The sequence below is a fragment of the Stenotrophomonas sp. SI-NJAU-1 genome, from assembly GCF_020883215.1.
GTDB classification, from domain to species: domain Bacteria; phylum Pseudomonadota; class Gammaproteobacteria; order Xanthomonadales; family Xanthomonadaceae; genus Stenotrophomonas; species Stenotrophomonas indicatrix.
Window position 1 is genome coordinate 3,060,822 of sequence record NZ_CP086598.1, and the last position, 20,165, is coordinate 3,080,986.

The 20,165-nt window shown below is 63.1% G+C and carries 12 protein-coding genes; 8 read left to right on the forward strand and 4 right to left on the reverse strand.

The features are described from left to right. Positions 1-10: 10 nt before the first annotated feature. Together LMF57_RS14125 and rimO are read right to left on the reverse strand one after the other, a co-directional pair. Positions 11-829 carry a DUF3025 domain-containing protein gene (locus tag LMF57_RS14125; RefSeq protein WP_229290068.1) on the reverse strand — a complete coding sequence of 273 codons (819 nt, stop codon included), beginning with the start codon at positions 827-829 and terminating at the stop codon, positions 11-13. Next, entirely contained in the window at positions 826-2,187 is a 1,362-nt protein-coding gene (rimO, locus tag LMF57_RS14130) for a 30S ribosomal protein S12 methylthiotransferase RimO (protein ID WP_117310942.1), read from the reverse strand. The genes LMF57_RS14125 and rimO overlap by 4 nt, the downstream gene beginning before the upstream one ends. Positions 2,188-2,391: 204 nt before the next feature. Between rimO and LMF57_RS14135 the strand changes: the two genes are divergently transcribed. From LMF57_RS14135 to LMF57_RS14145, 3 genes are read left to right on the forward strand one after another with little or no spacing between them, the layout of a single operon-like run. After that, positions 2,392-3,063 (forward strand): dienelactone hydrolase family protein, encoded by a 672-nt coding sequence (locus tag LMF57_RS14135; protein ID WP_117310944.1) that lies wholly within the window; start codon positions 2,392-2,394, stop codon positions 3,061-3,063. After that, a complete protein-coding gene (locus LMF57_RS14140) occupies positions 3,060-3,482 on the forward strand; it encodes an HIT family protein (RefSeq protein ID WP_032975033.1) in 423 nt (140 codons plus the stop codon). Before LMF57_RS14135 ends, LMF57_RS14140 begins: the two co-directional genes overlap by 4 nt. Before the next feature lie 15 nt (positions 3,483-3,497). Beyond that, entirely contained in the window at positions 3,498-3,665 is a 168-nt protein-coding gene (locus LMF57_RS14145) for a DUF5668 domain-containing protein (RefSeq protein WP_025876120.1), read from the forward strand. Between the two features lie 98 nt (positions 3,666-3,763). Here LMF57_RS14145 and dcd read toward each other — a convergent pair whose 3' ends face one another. Both dcd and apbC read right to left on the reverse strand, forming a co-directional pair. Further along, positions 3,764-4,330, reverse strand: a complete 567-nt coding sequence (dcd, locus tag LMF57_RS14150) for a dCTP deaminase (protein ID WP_025876117.1) — start codon at positions 4,328-4,330, stop codon at positions 3,764-3,766. Between the two features lie 77 nt (positions 4,331-4,407). Then, the gene (gene apbC, locus LMF57_RS14155) at positions 4,408-5,262 is read right to left on the reverse strand and encodes an iron-sulfur cluster carrier protein ApbC (RefSeq protein ID WP_025876115.1); all 855 of its coding nucleotides are present in this window, start codon (positions 5,260-5,262) and stop codon (positions 4,408-4,410) included. A gap of 215 nt (positions 5,263-5,477) precedes the next feature. Here apbC and LMF57_RS14160 point away from each other — a divergent pair, with 215 nt between their 5' ends. From LMF57_RS14160 to LMF57_RS14180, 5 genes are all read left to right on the forward strand, one after another. Further along, positions 5,478-8,273, forward strand: a complete 2,796-nt coding sequence (locus LMF57_RS14160; protein WP_229290069.1) for a TonB-dependent receptor — start codon at positions 5,478-5,480, stop codon at positions 8,271-8,273. A 398-nt stretch (positions 8,274-8,671) separates the two neighbouring features. Then, positions 8,672-11,479 (forward strand): TonB-dependent receptor, encoded by a 2,808-nt coding sequence (locus tag LMF57_RS14165; protein WP_229290070.1) that lies wholly within the window; start codon positions 8,672-8,674, stop codon positions 11,477-11,479. A gap of 391 nt (positions 11,480-11,870) precedes the next feature. Next, positions 11,871-14,675, forward strand: a complete 2,805-nt coding sequence (locus LMF57_RS14170; protein ID WP_117310947.1) for a TonB-dependent receptor — start codon at positions 11,871-11,873, stop codon at positions 14,673-14,675. Between the two features lie 189 nt (positions 14,676-14,864). After that, positions 14,865-16,886, forward strand: coding sequence for a prolyl oligopeptidase family serine peptidase (locus tag LMF57_RS14175; protein ID WP_229290071.1), 2,022 nt, complete (start codon positions 14,865-14,867; stop codon positions 16,884-16,886). A 185-nt stretch (positions 16,887-17,071) separates the two neighbouring features. Then, positions 17,072-19,951: a TonB-dependent receptor gene (locus tag LMF57_RS14180; RefSeq protein WP_117310948.1), complete on the forward strand. Its 2,880-nt coding sequence runs from the start codon at positions 17,072-17,074 to the stop codon at positions 19,949-19,951. Positions 19,952-20,165: the final 214 nt, after the last annotated feature.

The window sequence follows — 20,165 nt, forward strand, 5'->3', positions numbered from 1 at the left end:
GGGCCCGGTTCTAGAGAAGCGGCGGCGGATAGCGGCGCCCTTCGCGCAGCGGACGGAAATAATCGTCGTTCGCGTAAAAGGCTGGCGCCTGGCCGGTGTGCCAGCCGGGAATACCCGCCAATGGCAGCGGGCGCAGTTCCAGGGGATCGAGCAGCACCCTGCCCTCCCTGATGGCGCGCGCGACCGTGTCGATGCAGCCCGCATCGTCATCGCCCTGCAGCACCACGCATTTGCCGACCAGCAGCCGGCCCGGCAGCAGCGCCTGTTCCATCAAGGCATGACCGAATACCGCGGCGATGGCGATCCGTCCTGACTGCCAATGGATCGGTTCGAACAGCACGCGCCACTGGTGAGCATCCCAGGCTGCAAGCAATGCCGGGTCGCGCACGCGTACCACCACGCCGGTTTCATCGAACTGGGTCAGCGCGGCCTGCGCGCGGTTGCGCTGTCCTGCGGCCATGCCCTCGATGTGCCGGCATTGCTGCGCGTTGAGTGCGCACTTGATCGGCAGGTAGCGTGCCCAGACCAGGGCGTTGAACAGGTCGTGCCAGTTGCCCGCGCGGGTTGCGATGCGCCCTTCGGCAATGCGCGTTTCGTAGTGCAGGCCGTCGGCCAGCAACGCCGCATCCTGTTCAACAAAGCGTTTCCCCGGCAACGCCAGGCGCGCGTCCAGGTCGACCACGCGTGGCCAGTCCGCTGCCGTCAGCAGATCACCGAACCCGGCGATACCGGCAAACAACGGATGATCGAACGCAGCCCTGCCCACCGCCGCACGCAGCGGTGGCACGAAGCGGCGGGGGCCGCCATCAGCAGCCTCCGCCCCGGTCACAGCACCTTGAGGTCGAATGCCGGGCGCGTGGTCGGCGGCAGTGCGTCGCCGTAGAGATCGTGCTCGTCGCTCTCGGTGATTTCCACGTCGACGAACTCACCCACGCGCAACGCCACCTGGTCTGCGTTCTGGATATGCACCAGGCCGTCGATCTCCGGCGCATCGGCCTTGGAACGGGCCACCGCGATATCGCCTTCGATGGCATCGACCAGGCATTGCTGCACCGTGCCGATCTTGGCTTCCAGGCGCGAAGCCGAAATCTGCGCCTGCTTCTCCATGAAGCGCGCCAGTCGTTCCTGCTTCACTTCTTCCGGCACCGGGTCCGGCAGGCTGTTGGCCGTAGCGCCCTCCACCGGCGAGTAGGCGAACGCACCGACGCGGTCCAGCTGCGCTTCGTCCAGGAAGGACAGCAGCTCTTCGAACTCGGCCTCGGTCTCGCCCGGGAAACCGACGATGAAGGTCGAACGCACGGTGATGTCCGGTGCGATGCGGCGCCAGTTCTGCACCCGCTCCAGGGTCTTCTCGACCGCGCCGGGGCGCTTCATCAGGCGCAGGATGCGCGGGCTGGCGTGCTGGAACGGGATGTCCAGGTACGGCAGGATCCGGTTCTCGGCCATCAGCGGCACCACGTCATCGACGTGCGGATACGGATAGACGTAGTGCATGCGCACCCACGCATCCAGTTCGGACAGGCCTTCGCACAGTGCCTTCAGGCGGGTCTGGTAGGCCTTGTCGCGCCACATCTTCTCGGCGTACTTCACATCCACGCCGTAGGCAGAGGTGTCCTGCGAAACCACCAGCAGTTCGCGCACACCGCCGCGCACCAGGCGCTCGGCTTCGCGCAGCACCTCGTCCACGGGACGCGAGACCAGCTTGCCGCGCATCGACGGAATGATGCAGAAGCTGCAGTGGTGGTTGCAGCCTTCGGAAATCTTCAGGTATGCGTAGTGGCGCGGGGTCAGCTTGATGCCGTAGTCCGGTACCAGATCCACGAACGGGTCGTGCTTGGGCGGCAGCGCCGCATGCACCGCTTCCATCACGCTCTGGTAATCCTGCGGCCCGGACACCGCCAGCACGTTCGGGTATGCCTCGCGGATCTGCTCCGGGCGCTTGCCCAGGCAGCCGGTGACGATGACCTTGCCGTTCTGGTTCATCGCCTCGCCGATGGCGTCCAGCGATTCGGTCACCGCCGAATCGATGAAGCCACAGGTGTTGACCACCACCACGTCGGCCGAATCGTAGGACGGGACGATGTCGTAGCCTTCCGACCGCAGCTGGGTGAGGATGCGCTCGGAATCGACGAGGGCCTTCGGGCAGCCAAGGCTGACGAAGCCGACTTTGGGGTTCAGCTGGGACATGGAATCGCGGGACTCTGGGGGCCTGGGCCCCTGCCGGCATGGCAGGGGGACCTGGGGGCCGGGGCCTGAAAGGGCGCCAGTATACCGGGGTTGGGCAGCGGCCTCTGAATCGCGAGCCGCCCGATCCCGCACAGCCGCTGACATCGCGCTAACCCGCCCAGCACCGACAATGCAGGCCTGGCCCCTGCAACGAGGTACACCCCGATGTCCGAATGGATCACCCTGGATACGCATTACGGCCCGGTCCGTGCCTGGCAGGCGCTGCCCGAGGGCAAACCCCGCGGCGCGCTGGTGGTGGTGCAGGAGATCTTCGGCGCCAACCCGCACATCCGCAGCGTCGCCGAACGCTTCGCGGCCCAGGGCTACGCAGTGCTGGCGCCGTCGTTCTTCGACCTGGTCGACGGCCCCGAGGCCGACCCGGATGCCCTGCCCTACAGCCCCGAGGGCGTGAAGGATGGGCTGGAACGGGTCACCGCGCTGGGCATGGAAAAGGCACTGGAAGTGGTCCGCGCTGCGGCAACCCGGCTGGCACCGCATGGCAAGGTCGGCACGGTCGGCTACTGCTGGGGCGGCAGTGTCGCCCTGCTGTCCGCGCTGCGCCTGGGCCTGCCCTCGGTGAGCTACTACGGCGCGCGCAACGTGCAGTTCCTGGATGAAGCGCCCAAGGCCCCGGTGATGTTCCACTTCGGCGCGCAGGACAAGAGCATCCCGCCGGAGGCGGTCCAGGCGCACCGTGAGAAGCTGCCGCAGATGGCGACCTACGTGTATCCGGCCGACCATGCCTTCAACCGCGAGGTCGGACATGCGTATGATCCAGACAGCGCCGCCCTGGCGCTGCAACGCACCCTGGACTTCTTCTCGGAGCATCTTGGATGAGCGATTTCGAACTCGATTCACGCCTGGCCACCGATAGCGTGCTGGTGGCCGAAGGCCCGTTGTCGCAAGTGCGACTGATGAACGACGAACGATTCCCCTGGCTGGTCCTGGTGCCGCGTCTGGCCGGTGTGACCGAGTGGATCGAGCTGGACGGCGAGCAGCAGGACAAGCTGCGCACCGAGCTCAACCGCGCCTGCAAGGCCCTGCACGGTTCGGACGGGGTGGAGAAGATCAACATCGGCGCGCTGGGCAACATCGTGCGCCAGCTGCATTTCCACGTGATCGGCCGCCACGACGGCGATCCGGCGTGGCCGGGACCGGTCTGGGGCAGTGGCCCGGCGCACCGCTATGAGCCGGCCGCGCTGGACCAGCATGTCGCCTACTGGAAGGAACGGCTAGGATATCCAGCCCATTCCTGAGCCAGTGCCGACCCGATGCGATTCAATATCGTTGCCGCCATCCTGCTGATCCTGATCGGCCTGTTCATGCTGGCCAGCAACCTGGGCTGGACCAACCTGAACCTGTCGCGCCTGCTGCTGACCTGGTGGCCACTCGGCCTGGTCGCCGTAGGCATCGCGATCCTGTTCGGTCGCGGCAAATAAGGTAGCGCCGGGCCATGCCCGGCGAACGCAGCGCGCGGCCCCACAAACGGAAACGCCGGGCATGGCCCGGCGCTACCGATACGCGCTGACGCAAGCTGTCAGGTGCGCGGCAGGGTCACGCCGGTCTGGCCCTGGTACTTGCCGCCACGATCCTTGTACGAGGTCTCGCACACTTCATCGGACTGGAAGAACAGCATCTGCGCCACGCCTTCGTTGGCGTAGATGCGCGCCGGCAGCGGCGTGGTGTTGCTGAATTCCAGGGTCACATGGCCTTCCCACTCCGGCTCCAGCGGGGTCACGTTGACGATGATGCCGCAGCGCGCATAGGTGCTCTTGCCCAGGCACACCACCAGGGTGTCGCGCGGGATGCGGAAATACTCGACCGTGCGCGCCAGCGCGAAGCTGTTCGGCGGAATGATGCACTCGTCACCGACGATATCGACGAAGCTGCCCGGATCGAAATGCTTGGGGTCCACGATCGTCGAGTTGATGTTGGTGAACACCTTGAACTCGCGCGAGCAGCGCACGTCGTAGCCGTAGCTGGAAGTGCCGTAGCTGACGATGCGCTCGCCGTTGGCCTGTTTGACCTGCCCGGCCTCATACGGCTCGATCATGCCGTGCTGTTCGGACATCCGGCGGATCCAACGGTCACTCTTGATGCTCATGCTCTGTCCTGGGTGCGAGGGGGCGCGAGGATTCTAGCAGGGGGCCGGGCGTCGCCGCCGCAGCCCCCAGCGGGCCCTTACAGCAGCGAGGACAGGATCGGGATCGAAGCGCGCGGGCGCTTGCCCACTTCCTCGACCAGACGCTGGGCGGCACGGTGGTAGGCCTGGGCCGCCGCCGATTCCGGCTGCGCGGCGGTGATCGGGGTACCGGCATCGCCCTGCTCGCGGATGCCGATCTGCAGCGGCAGCGACCCCAGCAGCGGCACGCCGTACTGCGCCGCCATGCGCTCGCCACCACCCTCGCCGAACAGGTGCTCCACATGCCCGCAGTTGCTGCAGGTATGCACGGCCATGTTTTCGACCACGCCCAGCACCGGCACCTCGACCTTCTCGAACATCTTCAGCGCCTTCTTCGCATCCAGCGTAGCGATGTCCTGCGGCGTGGTGACGATCACCGCGCCGGCCAGCGGGATCTTCTGCACCAGGGTCAGCTGGATGTCGCCGGTGCCCGGCGGCAGATCGATCAGCAGATAGTCCAGATCGTCCCACAGCGTGTCTTCGAACAGCTGGGTCAGCGCCGCCGTCGCGCGCGGTGCGCGCATGATCAGCGGCGTTTCGTCCTCGACCAGATAACCGATCGACATGGTGTCCACGCCGAAGGCCCGCATCGGCTCGATGCTCTTGTTGTCCGGGCTTTCCGGGCGACCGGACAGGCCGAGCATCGCCGGCACGCTGGGGCCGTAGATATCGGCATCAAGCACGCCTACGCGCGCGCCCAGCTGCTGCAGTGCGACGGCCAGGTTGACCGCCGTGGTCGACTTGCCCACCCCGCCCTTTCCCGAGCCCACCGCGATCACGTTGCGGATGCGCGCATGCGGCGCCAGTCCCTTCTGCACCTGGCTGGCATGCGGACGACGGGAAGAACTGTTCACTGCGGGCTCCGGTGGATCGACAAGAAGAACCCAACATCATACTAGCTGGACGTACGCTGACTGAAATTCAGGATTGCTACAGATTCGTGCACAGATTGTTAAGTTCATGTTACGTTCGCTGAGCACTGGTTTTGGGCTCCGCGGCTGGTTGTTGCAGCACGCTCGATGGCGCATGCGCAGTGCCGTACTTGTATTTGCTCTTTGAACGGAACTACATGAAAGACCTTCGCAATTCCGCACGTCGCAACACCCTCGCTGTCGCCTTGATCTCCGCCCTGGTTGCCGCCTCGCCGGCAATGGCCCAGGACAAGGCCACCAACCTGGACAAGATCACCGTCACCGGCTCGCTGATCCCGCAGACCCAGGTTGAAACCCAGACCCCGGTGATGTCGATCTCCGCCGAAGACATCCAGACCCGCGGCTTCAGCAGCGTTGCCGAAGTGCTGCAGCAGTCCTCGCTGACCACCGGCGGCCTGCAGGGCGGCCAGACCTCGGGCGCCTTCACCCAGGGTGCCGAAGCAGCCGGCATGTTCGGCTTGAACCCTGGCTACACCAAGTACCTGATCAACGGCCGCCCGATGCTGTCGTATCCGGCGCTGTACAACGGTAGCGAGACCTTCAACAACATCAGCGGCATTCCGATCGACATCGTCGAGCGCATCGAAGTGCTGCCGGGTGGCCAGTCCTCGCTTTACGGCTCGGACGCGATCGCCGGCGTGGTCAACATCATCCTGAAGGAACGCATGGACGGCGGTACCGTGACCGTCCGCGGCGGCACCTACACCGAAGGTGGTGGCAACAACATCCGCTTCAGCGCCGCCAAGGGCTTCAACGCCTTCGATGACCGCTTCCATGCACTGGTCAACGTGCAGCTGGAAAACAGCAGCCCGATCTGGGGCTTCCAGCGCGACATCACCAGGCAGAACAACCCGGTCGGCTACACCGCGCAGCTGCCGTCCAACGACTTTGCCGTGATCGGCAACTCGGACAACAAGCTGTACATGATGGACCCGACCCGCTGCGGCAACGTGGCTGGCCTGTATGACGGCACCACCACCGTCGGCAAGCGCGCCTCCGGCGAGTCCTGCGGTTCGGTGTACAGCGCCGGCTACAAGACCCTGAAGAACGGCAAGGACAGTGGCCAGTTCTACTCGTCGATGACCTTCGACGTGAACGACAACTTCCAGCTGTTCGCCGACGTGCTGTACAGCAAGGAAAAGACCGAGTTCACCTCCGGCTCCAGCGCCCTGTGGTGGGGCACCAAGTCGGTCATGGGCGGCTTCTACGACCAGGGCCTGGGCAAGGTCGTCAACCTGCAGCGCGCTTTCGCACCGGAAGAAATCGGCCCCGGCCACTACGACAACATCCTGAACTCCGATGAGAGCCGTTCCTACCAGGTCACCCTGGGCGGCAAGGGCATGGTCGGCGATTGGGACTACAGCGCCAGCTTCACCCGCGGTGAGTACCGTCTTGACCAGAACCGCTTCGTGCGCTGGAAGGACAAGATCGAGAACTTCTTCGGCCAGACCGTGCTGGGCCCGCGCCTGGGCACCACCGCCGATGGCTTCGGCATCTACAACCCCAACTACGCCGCATTCTACTCGCCGATCACCCCGGACCAGTTCGCCAGCTTCACCGGCTACGGCACCCACCGCAGCAAGACCTGGCAGAACCTGGCACGTGCACAGGTGACCAACGGTTCGCTGTTCCAGCTGCCGGGCGGCGACGCCGGCCTGGCCGTCGTCATCGAAGGCGGCAGCGAAGGTTGGGACTACTCGCCGGACCAGGCGTTCATCGATGGCAACGTGTGGGGCACCACTGCCGTGGCCGGCGCAGGCCATCGCAGCAACTACGCGGTGACCAGCGAACTGCGCATGCCGGTGCTGGAAACCCTGACCGTCAGCGCCTCGGGCCGCTATGACGCGTTCAAGATCGGCGACGGCACCGTCGACAAGGCCACCTACAGCGTCGGCCTGGAATTCCGTCCGATCGAAAGCCTGCTGTTCCGCGGCAAGTACGGCACCGCCTTCCGCGCGCCGACCCTGTCAGATGCCTACCAGGGCATGAGCGGTTCCTACGCTTCGGGCCAGAACGACTACTACCGTTGCAGCCAGCTGGGCTATGCCCTGCGCGACGAAGCCTGCTCGTTCTACAAGACCACCTCGGTGTACAGCGAAAAGTCCGGCAACCCGGAACTGAAGCCCATCACCGCCGACGTGTGGAGCGCAGGCGTGGTGTGGGCTCCGGTCAGCAATTTCTCGCTGTCGGCCGACTACTACAACTGGAAGATCAAGAACGAGGTCAAGACCCTCAGCACCGACCAGTTGCTGCTGGCCGAGTACCAGTGCCACAACGGTCTGCCGAACAACACCTCGGCCAGCTGCCAGAACGTAACCGACTGGGTGAGCCGCGATGCCGGCGGCAACCTGACCCGCGTGTACACGCCCAAGCTCAACGTTGCCAGCCAGAACCTGGAAGCGGTGACGGTCAGCGCCAAGTACCTGCAGGACATGGGCCGCTTCGGTTCGCTGCAGTTCTCGGGCAACTACACCAACATGCTGAAGCGTGAAGTGACCCCGCTGCCGGGAGCACAGAAGCTGGATCTGCTGAGCGATCCGTACAACATGTGGTACTACGACAACTTCGCCAAGGTCCGTGGCGACCTGTCGGTCGGCTGGAACATCGGCAAGTTCACCACCACCGTGTATGCCAACTACGTCGGCAGCACCCCGAACTACTTGGCCTACACCGGCCGCAGCTATGACTACGTCCACTCCTCCGGCGCCAAGGCCGGCAAGTGGGGTTCGTACACCACCTACAACATGAGCCTGAACTACCAGGCGCAGGATGATCTGACCCTGTCGCTGATGGTCAACAACGTGTTCAACAAGCTGCCGGAAGGCCAGCGCTACAACTACCCGGGCAACGAGGCAGCGCCGTTCAATGACGGCTTCTACAGCGTCTACGGCCGCCAGATCTCGGCTCAGATCAAGTACGACTTCGGCAAGTAATCCCGTCGTTTTCCGGGTTTGATTCCGGACCAGGCCCCGCTTCGGCGGGGCCTTTTTTTTGGTTCTTCTCCCATCCGAGGGGAGAAGAACTTTTTTTTGGCGAGGCATGTGCGGCGATCACCGCAGGAGCATCTCGATTGTTAAATATCCGAACATTTACTAGATATTCATTAAGCCAAACTCGGCAAATTCGTACCGATATTGTAATGCATTGTTTTTAAAGAAATTTTTATTAACTACCAACGAACCATTGCGAGAGCGCGACAAGCCCGCGAAAAACAAGTTAAGCGTGTGTTACGTTCGAAAAACGCCGCCTTTCTGTGTCCACGGGCTGCTGAACCATCCATGAGTTCCCAGGAAAGGGAAAACGCGTTTCTCACGACCACACGGAGTACCGCATGTCTCGCAATGGCTTCCCGCGTCACCCGCTCACCCGCGCCGTCCTCAGCGGCCTGATCCTGGCCAGCAGCAGCGCGATCGCGCTCGCCCAGGACAACACTCCCACCGATCTTGGACGCGTGACCGTCACCGGCTCGCTGATCCCGCAGACGCAGATCGAGAACCACACGCCGGTCCTGACCGTCACCGCCGAGGACATCCAGACCCGTGGCTTCACCAGCGTTGCCGAGGTGCTGCAGCAGAACTCGTTGACCACCGGCGGCCTGCAGGGCGGCCAGACCTCCGCTTCGTTCACCCAGGGCGCCGAAGCCTCGGGCATGTTCGGCCTCAGCCCGAGCTACACCAAGTACCTGATCAACGGACGGCCGATGCTGTCCTACCCCGCCCTCTACAACGGCAGCGATACCTTCAACAACCTCAGCGGCATCCCGATCGACATCGTCGAGCGCATCGAGATCCTGCCCGGCGGCCAGTCGTCGCTGTACGGCTCGGATGCAATCGCCGGCGTGGTCAACATCATCCTCAAGGACCGCATGGACGGCGGCGTGCTGAACGTGCGCGGCGGCGCCTACACCGAGGGTGGCGGCAACGATTTCCGCGTCAGCGGCGCGCATGGCTTCAACGCCTTTGATGACCGCTTCCACGCACTGGTCAACGTGCAGTACGAGAAGAGCAGCCCGATCTGGGGTTACCAGCGCGACCTGACCAAGCAGAACAACACCAAGGGCTATACCCCGCAGGTCCCCCCCAACGACTTCCTGGTCTACCTGCCGGACCAGCAGAACGCCTACGTGATGATGGATCCGAGCCGTTGCGCCAACGTGGCCGGCCAGTTTGGCGGCACCACCGTGCTCGGCACGCGTGCGGTCGGTGAATCCTGTGGTTCGCCCTTCAGCGCCGGCTACAAGACGCTGAAGAACGGCAAGGAGAGCAGCCAGATCTATTCGTCGATGTCCTTTGATGTCAACGACAACTTCCAGCTGTTCGCAGACGCGCTCTACAGCCTGGAAGAAGTGCAGTACAACGCCGGTTCGGGCTACGCATTCTGGGGCAGCGATGTCGGTTTCGGTGCATTCGTCGACCAGGCCAGTGGCGAATACATGAACCTGCAGCGCGCGTTCGCGCCGGAGGACATCAGCCCCGCCGGTTACCGCGACATCATGAGCACCGATCGCAACAAGGCCTACCAGGTCACACTGGGCGGTCGTGGCAACGTCGGCAACTGGGATTACAGCGCCAGCTTCAGCCGTGGCGAATACAAGCTGACCGAGCGCAGCTTCGCGCGCTGGGCCAACGAGATCGACAGCTACTTCGAAGACCGCGTGCTGGGCCCGGTGCTGGGCGTCACCGACGACGGCTACAACATCTACAACCCGAACTGGGGCGCATTCTATTCGCCGCTGCCGGCCGGTGATTTCCAGACCTTCACCGGCTTCACCTACAACAAGAGCCGCACCTGGCAGAACCTGGGCCGCGCGCAGATCACCAACGGTTCGCTGTTCAAGCTGCCCGGTGGCGATGCCGGCCTGGCCGTGGTGGCAGAAGCCGGCAGCGAAGGCTGGTCCTATACCCCCGACCAGCGCCTGCTGGACGGTAGCGTGTGGGGCACCACCTCGGTAGCCGGTGCCGGCCATCGCAGCAATTACGCGCTGACCAGCGAACTGCGCATGCCGCTGCTGGAGTCGTTGACCGTGACCGCCTCGGGCCGCTACGACGCGTTCAAGATCGCCGACAAGACCGTCGACAAATCGACCTACAGCATCGGCGTGGAATTCCGCCCCATTGAAAGCCTGCTGTTCCGCGGCAAGTACGGCACCGCCTTCCGCGCGCCCAGCCTGTCCGACGCGTTCCAGGGCCGCAGCGGCTACTACGCCAACGGTTCGGTGGACTACTACCGCTGTGGCCAGCTCGGCTTCAACCCCAGCGACACGGTCGGCTGCCCGTATGCCAACGAATCGGTGTTCGGTGAGCAGTCGGGCAACCCCGAGCTGGAAGCGATCACCGCCGACGTCTGGAACGCCGGTATCGTGTGGGCGCCCATCAACAATCTGTCGGTGTCGGTGGACTACTACAACTGGAAGATCAAGAACGAGGTCAACACCCTCAGTTCCGACCAGTTGCTGCTGGCCGAGTATTACTGCCGCAACGGCCAGACCAACAACACCTCGGCCAGCTGCCAGAACGTGAGCGACTGGATCACCCGTGATGGCGCCGGCAAGCTCGACCAGATCTACACGCCGAAGATGAACATCGCCAGCCAGAACCTGCAGGCGGTCACGGCCAGCTTCAAGTACGTGCAGGACATCGGCCGCTTCGGTGCGCTGCAGTTCTCCAGCAACTACACCAACATGATCAAGCGCGAACTGCAGCCGCAGCCGGGCGACGAGTACCTGGACCTGCTGCGCGACCCGTACGCGATGTGGAACTACGACCAGTACGCCAAGGTGCGTGCCGACGGTGCGGTGGGCTGGGCGAAGGACAAGTGGACCACCACCGTGTACTTCAACTACATCGGCAAGACGCCCAACCGCATGGCGTACCTGGGCAAGGGCTACGACTACGTGCATCCGTCTGGTTACGAGGCCGGCAAGTGGGGCTCGTACACCACCTACAACCTGAGCGTGAATTACCAAGCGATGGACAACCTGACGCTGTCGATGATGGTCAACAACGTGTTCAACAAGATGCCCGACGGCCAGGCCCACAGCTACGCCGGCAACATCGGCGCACCGTATAACAGCAGCATCTACAACCCTTACGGCCGTGCCGTGTACGTGCAGGCCAAGTACGAGTTCGGCGCGAAGTAAGCGCCGCACCCGCTCTGCCCGGAAAGGCCCCGCTTCGGCGGGGCCTTTTTCATTCCCCTCAATTGAGACAAAACATCAAAAATCGTCTCATAAATTAAACCATCAGAATAAGCAACCGCAAAGCCAGCAAGCCTTTGATCTACATACGAAACATTGGCTTCGATCAATTCTGTTCTGCAACGCAACATTTTGAAACATTCCCAGACAATCGTGTTTATGCACTGATTTCAAAGGACTTTTCCTGCGATGAGCAACACATTCGTGTGACGGCACCGTTTTGACAACGTGAACGTCGTGTTACGGTCAGGCTGAATGGATTGCAACTGAACACCTCATGAAGATGTCAGGGAGGACATCAGCCAGACGACATCGCTCATTACGGGGATCCATCATGTCTCGCCATCGCTCCACGCCTTCGCGTCACCCCCTGACCCTTGCCCTCATCGGCACCCTGCTCGCCTCCGGCGCAGCCCACGCGCAGGACACTGGCCCGACCCAGCTTGACCGGGTCACCGTCACCGGTTCCCTGATCCCGCAGACGCAGATCGAGAACCACACGCCGGTCCTGACCGTCACCGCCGAGGACATCCAGACCCGCGGCTTCACCAGCGTCGCCGACGTCCTGCAGCAGTCCTCGCTGTCGACCGGCGGCCTGCAGGGCGGGCAGACCTCCGCTTCGTTCACCCAGGGTGCCGAGGCCGCCGGCATGTTCGGGCTCAGCCCCGGCTACACCAAGTACCTGATCAACGGCCGCCCGATGCTCTCGTATCCGGCGCTGTACAACGGCAGCGACAGTTTCAACAACATCAGCGGCATTCCGATCGACATCGTCGAGCGCATCGAGATCCTGCCCGGTGGCCAGTCCTCGCTGTACGGCTCGGACGCGATCGCCGGCGTGGTCAACATCATCCTCAAGGAACGCATGGATGGCGGCGTACTCAACGTCCGTGGCGGTGCCTACTCCGAAGGCGGCGGCAACAGCCTGCGCGTCAGTGCGGCGCGCGGTTTCAATGGTGTCGATGATCGATTCCATGCGCTGGTCAACGTTCAGTACGAAAAGACCAGCCCGATCTGGGGCTACCAGCGCGACCTGACCAAGGTCAACAATCCCGATGGCTACAGCCCCCAGTACGTCTCCAACGACTTCCTGGTGCTGCTGCCGGCCAACAGCAACCGCTACGCGATGATGGACCCGAACCTGTGCGCCAACGTGGCGGGCCAGTTCGATGGCACCACCGTGCTCGGCACCCGACCGACCGGCCAGGCCTGCGGCTCGGTCTATGGCACCGGCTACAAGACCATCAAGAACGGCAAGGAAAGCGGGCAGATCTACAGCTCGATGACCTTCGATGTGAACGACAACTTCCAGTTGTTCGGCGACGCGCTCTACAGCCTGGAAGAAGTGAAGTACGCCACCGGCTCGAACTACACCTGGTGGGGCACCTCCTCCGGCTGGGGCCGCTTCTACGATCAGGACAGCGGCCAGTACATGAACCTGCAGCGCGTGTTCGCGCCGGAGGACATCGGCGCCGGCGGCTATCGCGACATCCTGAACACCGATCGCAACAAGGCTTACCAGGTCACGCTCGGCGGCCGCGGCACGGCCGGCAGCTGGGACTACAGTGCCAGCTTCACCCGCGGCGAGTACAAGTTGACCGAGCGCAACTTCGTGCGCTGGAACGATCCAATCAACGATTACTTCGAGCAACGTGTGCTGGGGCCGGTGTTGGGCACCACCAGCACCGGGTACAACATCTACAGCCCGGACTGGGAGGCGTTCTACTCGCCACTGCCGAGCGGTGATTTCCAGAGCTTTACCGGCTACACCTACAGCCAGAGCCGCACCTGGCAGAACCTGCTGCGTGCGCAGGTCACCAATGGTTCGCTGTTCAAGCTGCCCGGCGGCGACGCCGGCTTCGCAGTGGTGGTTGAAGGCGGCAGCGAAGGCTGGGATTACACGCCCGATACCCGCCTGGTGGATGGCAGCGTATGGGGCACCACCGCGGTTTCCGGCGCCGGCCATCGCAGCAGCTACGCGGTGACCAGCGAACTGCGCATGCCGTTGCTGGAATCACTGACGGTGACCGGCTCCGGCCGCTACGACGCCTTCAAGATCGGTGGCAACACCATCGACAAGGCGACCTACAGCGTCGGCCTGGAATTCCGTCCGGTCGACAGCCTGCTGTTCCGTGGCAAGTACGGTACCGCATTCCGCGCGCCCACCCTGTCCGATGCCTTCCAGGGTGTCAGCGGCTACTATGCCAACGGCTCCACCGACTACTACCGCTGCGGCCAGCTGGGCTACGACCCGGCCGACACCACCGGCTGTCCGTATGACAGCGTCTCGGTATTCGGCACCCAATCCGGCAACCCGGACCTGGAGCCGATCACCGCCGATGTCTGGAACGCCGGCATCGTATGGGCGCCCATCAACAATCTCTCGCTGTCGGTGGACTACTACAACTGGAAGATCAAGAACGAGGTCAACACCCTCAGCTCCGACCAGTTGCTGCTGGCCGAGTACTACTGCCGCAACGGCCAGACCAACAACACCTCGGCCAGCTGCCAGAACGTGAGCGACTGGATTACCCGCGATGCCTCCGGTGTGCTCGATGAGATCTATACGCCGAAGATGAACGTGGCCAGCCAGAACCTGCAGGCGCTGACGGCCAGCTTCAAGTACGTACAGGACATCGGCCGCTTCGGTTCGCTGCAGTTCTCCGGCAACTACACCGACATGCTCAAGCGCGAGCTGCAACCGCAGCCGGGCGATGAGTACCTGGACCTGCTGCGCGACCCGTATGCGATGTGGGTGTACGACTCGTACGCCAAGGTGCGCGCCGACGGCTCGATCGGCTGGGCCAAGGACAAGTGGACCACCACCCTGTATGCCAACTACATCGGCAAGACGCCGAACTACATGGCCTACCTGGGCAATGGCTACGACTACGTCCACAGCTCCGGCTACAAGGCCGGCAAGTGGGGTTCGTACACCACCTACAACCTGAGCGTGAACTATCGGGCGATGGACAACCTGACCCTGTCGCTGATGGTCAACAACGTGTTCAACAAGATGCCTGACAACCAGCGCTACAGCTTCTCCGGCACCAGCGGCCAGCCGTACAACAACTACCTGTACAACGCTTATGGCCGTGCCATCTACGTGCAGGCCAAGTACGAGTTCGGCAACAACTGATCCGTCTGCGCGTCCGATACCACAGAAGACCCCGCCCTGGCGGGGTCTTCTGCTTTGGGTAGCACCGGTGCGGCAAGGGAGGGGGAGAGGCGGTGGCACTGCCAAGGAAGCTCATCGATCTGCTACCTTTCGACCTTGTTCACAATCCAGTCAGCTTCAGCCGATCAACGCGCAGCAAAAGGACAAGACATGCACGTGATTTCCGCTCGCACCCTGTGCGGTGCCCTCTCCATGGCCCTGGCCAGCGCCATGGCACACGCCGCTCCCATCCCGATCGAAGACCTGGCACGCATGCCAGCGTTGCAGTCGGTCTCGATGAGTCCGGACGGCAAGCATCTGGTCGCGTTGATCCCCTCTCCGGGCAACCCGGAAGAAACTGCGCTGGCCAGCTGGGATACCGACGCAATGGGAGGCGCCCCGAAGGTGGTTACGCCCTCGGGCGACCGGATGAAGTTCATTGCCGTGGGCGCTCTCAAGTCCGACCAGATCCTGGCGGTCGGCCGCCAGGAGTGGACCGGGCAGCTTGGGGGGTGCGGCGAAGGCAGCGTATCGGGTGCGACCAAGACATTCGTGGTCAAGACCTACCTGACCGACCAGAGCCAGAAGACCTTCAACGAAGCATTCGCCGACAACACGCGCAAGCTGGGCGTGAGCGAACAGACCCAGCGCTGCCTGGAGCTGGGCGGCAGCGCATCGCTGGTCAACATGCTGCCGCTGGATCCGGACCGGGTCATCATCCGCCAGCTCAGCGAGATAACGCTGACCGCCAATTACTACCTGTACAACCTCAAGACCAAGGAAACCGAACTGCTGTTCCGCGGCGGCACCCGCGCCCAGCCTGCGTTGTTCGACCCGCGCAGCGGCAAGGTGCTCGCCAAGAGCCAGATCGAACCGGTCAGTGGCGATTACGACCAGCAGATTCAGATCCTTGATCCGAGCTCCGGGCAGTTCGTACTGCAGAAGCCGCTGCTGACACGCCTGTCCAACCGGCATACGGTCGAGTTGGCTGGTGTGGACGATGCCACAGGCAAGTACTACGTCCTGACCGACCTGTTCTCGGACAAGGTGCAGGCACATCTGTACGACGCCAAGGCGCAGAAGTTCGATCCCGAACCGGTGCTGGCCAATCCGAACTTCTCCATCGCAAGCCTTGTCTTCAGCACCCAGCCGAGCACCTTCAATCAAGTGGTCGGATTCACCATCGATGGCCCTTCGCAACAGACGGTCTACGTCGACCCGACGCTGAAATCGATCCAGGACACGCTGAAGCAAGCTGCACCGGGAAGGCAGATCGAGATCAGCCGCTACAACGATGATTTCTCGAGGATCCTGTTCCGCGCTACCGGTCCGGATGCACCGCCATCCCATTTCCTGCTGCTGGATCGGAAAAAGGTGGTGAGCCTGGGCAGCGAGCGTCCGTGGATCAGCAAGGGCACGGTGGGCGAACAACGCTGGGTGAACTACAAGGCACGCGACGGACGGGTCATTCCTGCCATCCTGGATCTCCCTGCGGGCTGGAAGGAAGGCGATGCCGCTGCGCCGGCCATTGTCCATCCACACGGCGGCCCCTGGGCGCGTGACTACGTGCAATGGGATGCATCCGGCTGGGTCGCGCTGCTGACGTCTCGCGGATATGCCGTGCTTCGCCCGCAGTACCGTGGCTCCTCTGGTCTGGGCCGGGACCTGTGGATTGCCGGCGACCGCGAATGGGGCCAGAGGATGTCCGACGACAATGATGACGGTGCAGCGTGGCTGGTGTCGCAGGGCTTCGCTGCGAAGGACCGCATCGCGATCTTCGGCTACTCCTATGGCGGCTTCGCTGCTGCCGCAGCCACCGTTCGCCCAAGCAGCCCGTATCAGTGCGCGATTGCCGGCGCTCCGGTCACCGACCTGGGACGGTTGGGCACGACCTGGAGTGACAACCGCCTGCAGCGCATCCTGCAAGGACAGACCGTCAAGGGCATGGACCCCATGCGCAACACCGCCAGCGCGAACATTCCGGTGATGCTGTTCGTGGGTGACCGCGATGTGCGCACACCTTCCTTCCACGCCCAGGGTTTCTACGACGCGGTGAAGGACAAGGTGCCTGCCCAGTACCACCTCATCGCCGACCAGCAGCACAGCATGCCGTGGTACCCGCGCCAGCAGCGGGAAACACTGGGCCTGATCGAAGGCTTCCTTAAGAAGGACTGCGGCCCCGGCGGCCTCTGATCGATTCGGATGGCCCGAAAAAGCGCCCCCGCCTGGGCCTTGCCAGCGGGGGCGCCTCAGTATCCGCAAGATGAATTTTGCTTGAACATCAACACATTACAGCGAGCCTTCATTCATCTTGCATTTACTTTACGGCAACCATACACTCCGTTAACCGAAGCGTAACAAATAGGGATATAACCGAAATGCGCAACGTTATCCGCCGCTCCAAGCCAAGCCGCATTCCGCTGACACTCGCGGTCCTGGCATGTCTGCAAGTCGCTCCGGCTCTTGCCCAGGAAACCACCCAGCAGGAAGCCGCTTCGTCAAGCCCTACAAACACAGGCAAGCGCGCAACCGACCTTGACACGGTGGTCGTCACCGGATCGCTCATCAAGCGTCCGGAGTACGAGACCACGTCGCCGGTGCAGGTCATCTCGATCGAGAAGGGCATTGCCGCAGGTCAATTCGATACCGCTGATTTCCTGCAGACCTCGGCAATCGCCGCTGGCTCGACCCAGATGAACAACCAGTTCGGCGGTTTCGTCGTCGAAGGCGGCACCGGCGTGCAGACGGTCTCGCTGCGCGGCCTGGGCGCCAACCGCACCCTGGTCCTGCTCGACGGCCAGCGCCCGGGCCCGGCCGGCACCCGTGGCCAGGTCGGCGCGTTCGACCTGAACGTCATTCCGCAGGTCATCCTGCAGCGTCTGGAAATCGTCAAGGACGGCTCGTCTTCCATCTACGGTTCCGATGCGCTCGCCGGCGTGGTCAACCTGATCACCAAGAAGAGCATCGACCGCCCGGAGATGTCCTACACGATGAGTGTTCCGCAGCACGGCGGCGGCGAGCAGTTCTCTGCCTCCATCGCCAACGGCTGGAACTTCGACAAGGGCAGTATCGTTGCTGCAGCACAGTGGGACCGTCTGAACGCCCTGACCGTCGGCGACCGTGACTTCTTCAAGTGCGGCCAGGATCTCGTATGGGGCACCGATGGCCAGCGGATCGACCGTGAGGATCGTTCGATCCTGGCCGGCACCGAACTGGGCGGTTGCAGCACCGGCAACCTGTACGCCAACACCATCATCAACTACTACAACTCGGCGATCCGCTATGTACCGTCGCCGGACGGAAGTACGGTAGGCCCCTTCCCGGGCTACCGTCCGCGTCCGCGTCCGACCCCCTCCTATGCCAACGGCGGCACGGCCTATTACCAGGACGTGCTCAACTTCCCGTTCTATCACGACCAGGAAGTGATCAACCAGCGTGAACGCGCAACCCTGTACGCCGCCACCGACTTCAGCTTCGACAGCGTCAACTGGAAGACCCAGTTCCTGTACAACCGTCGCGAGACCAAGGCGCACTCCTGGCGCCAGTTCTTCCCGGTGGTATACAGCGAAGCGGCCGATGACTACTACCAGGTCATCATGCCGTTCCCCAGCGACCAGAAAATCACGGTTGACTACTTCTACGGCACAACCAAGCTGGACGGCCGGTTCAAGTGGACCGACAGCTGGGCCTGGGAAGTCAACGCCAGCTACAGCCGCTCCAGCGGTGACTACACCGACCTGGCGATCGATACCAGCCGTGCAGGCGATCTGAGCTACACCGACGACGACATGCCGGTGAATTACTTCGACCCGGGTTTCCTCAACGGAACCCGCATGTCGGAATTGGTCAGCGCGATCGGCCAGCGACACACCGGCAACACCGTGTATCAGCAGACCAGCGCCAACGCCATCTTCAGCGGCAACCTGTTCACCCTGCCGGCCGGTGACGTGGCTTCGGCCGTCGGTGTGGAGTTCCGCAAGTACAAGATCGACGACACCCCCTCCGAGTTCTCGCGCTCGGGCAACATCTGGGGCTCCAGCACCGCCGACATCACCAAGGGCACCGACAAGGTCAAGGAAGCGTTCGCCGAAGTCGACGTGCCGCTGCTGAAGGGCATCCCGGGCATTGAATCGTTGTCGGTCAACCTGTCCGGCCGCGTGTTCAAATACGACTCGGTCTCCGGCTCGGACAAGGTCTGGAAGACCGGCGTCAACTGGCAGGTCATTCCCTCTCTGCGCGTCCGCGGCACCATGGGTACGTCCTACCGTGCACCCGGCCTGTACGAGCTCTATCTGGGCAACCAGACTGGTTTCCTGGCCCAGAACCAGATCGACCCGTGCATCCTGTGGGGCGACAGCAACAGTGACTTCCTGCGCGCCAACTGCGGTGCTGCCGGCATTCCGTCCGACTACGCTGGCGGCGGCGGCAGCGCAACGATTTACTCAGGCGGTGGTGCCGGTCAGCTGAAGCCGGAAACCTCCAAGGCCAAGACCCTGGGCCTGGTGTGGACTCCGACGTTCGCCAACCTGAATGTCGCGCTGGATTACTTCGACTACGACGTGCGTGGTGAAATCACCCAGCTCGACGAGTACGACATCGTGTTCGGCTGCTATGGCTCGGCGGTCTATCCGAACGCGTTCTGCGACAATCTGGTCCGCAACAGCCCGACTGACGCGGCCTCGCCGAACCAGATCACCACGATCTACAACCAGTACATCAACATCAACCGCGAGCGCACCCGCGGCTACGATCTGCAGATCAACTACGACAATGACTTCTCCTTCGGCAAGCTGTCGGCCGAAGCACAGGTCACGTACACCATCGAAGACACCAACCAGCTGTTCGACTCGGCTTCTGACAGTGGTATCACCACCTCCGACCAGGTCGGCTACATCGGCCGGCCGAAGACCGTCGGCCTGGCCAGCGTCAGCCTGGAACGGGGTGACTGGACGTTCAACTGGCAGGGCACGTACGTCAGCAGCACCCAGAACAAGGACCTGGACCGGAACTTCACCTATTCCGGCTACCAGAACGCGACCCGCGACATCAAGGCCGGCTGGCAGTTCCGCCACAGTGTCTCTGTCGGCTACGACATGGATGACTGGAACATCATGGTCGGCGTGCGCAACCTGTTCGACAAGGAGCCGGACCTGATCTCCAACACCGCCGGCACCCGTTATGGCAACACGCCGTTGTACGCATCCCAGTACGACTGGTACGGCCGCACGTTCTTCGCGCGCGTGTCCTACAAGTTCTGATCGCAGCATTGCAGCACATGAAAAGGGCGGCTCCGGCCGCCCTTTTCTTTTGCCTGCGGCAAGCGGGCGGCACACCGCGACCGCCGATCACCGCCAGCGCTGACACCACGCCCTGCGGCACACAAACAGCTCCTGAATGCGCTCACCATCCTCCAGTACCCGTCGCCACGCAGGAGGCAAGCGAAGTCTTGGCGAGACACCTTTTTGCGCAAAG

Coding starts and splice junctions, on each gene's coding strand:
- rimO (WP_117310942.1), bottom strand. CDS start 2,187: ATGTCCCAGCTGAACCCCAAAGTCGGCTTCGTCAGCCTTGGCTGCCCG.
- LMF57_RS14135 (WP_117310944.1), top strand. CDS start 2,392: ATGTCCGAATGGATCACCCTGGATACGCATTACGGCCCGGTCCGTGCC.
- LMF57_RS14140 (WP_032975033.1), top strand. CDS start 3,060: ATGAGCGATTTCGAACTCGATTCACGCCTGGCCACCGATAGCGTGCTG.
- LMF57_RS14145 (WP_025876120.1), top strand. CDS start 3,498: ATGCGATTCAATATCGTTGCCGCCATCCTGCTGATCCTGATCGGCCTG.
- dcd (WP_025876117.1), bottom strand. CDS start 4,330: ATGAGCATCAAGAGTGACCGTTGGATCCGCCGGATGTCCGAACAGCAC.
- LMF57_RS14160 (WP_229290069.1), top strand. CDS start 5,478: ATGAAAGACCTTCGCAATTCCGCACGTCGCAACACCCTCGCTGTCGCC.
- LMF57_RS14165 (WP_229290070.1), top strand. CDS start 8,672: ATGTCTCGCAATGGCTTCCCGCGTCACCCGCTCACCCGCGCCGTCCTC.
- LMF57_RS14170 (WP_117310947.1), top strand. CDS start 11,871: ATGTCTCGCCATCGCTCCACGCCTTCGCGTCACCCCCTGACCCTTGCC.
- LMF57_RS14175 (WP_229290071.1), top strand. CDS start 14,865: ATGCACGTGATTTCCGCTCGCACCCTGTGCGGTGCCCTCTCCATGGCC.
- LMF57_RS14180 (WP_117310948.1), top strand. CDS start 17,072: ATGCGCAACGTTATCCGCCGCTCCAAGCCAAGCCGCATTCCGCTGACA.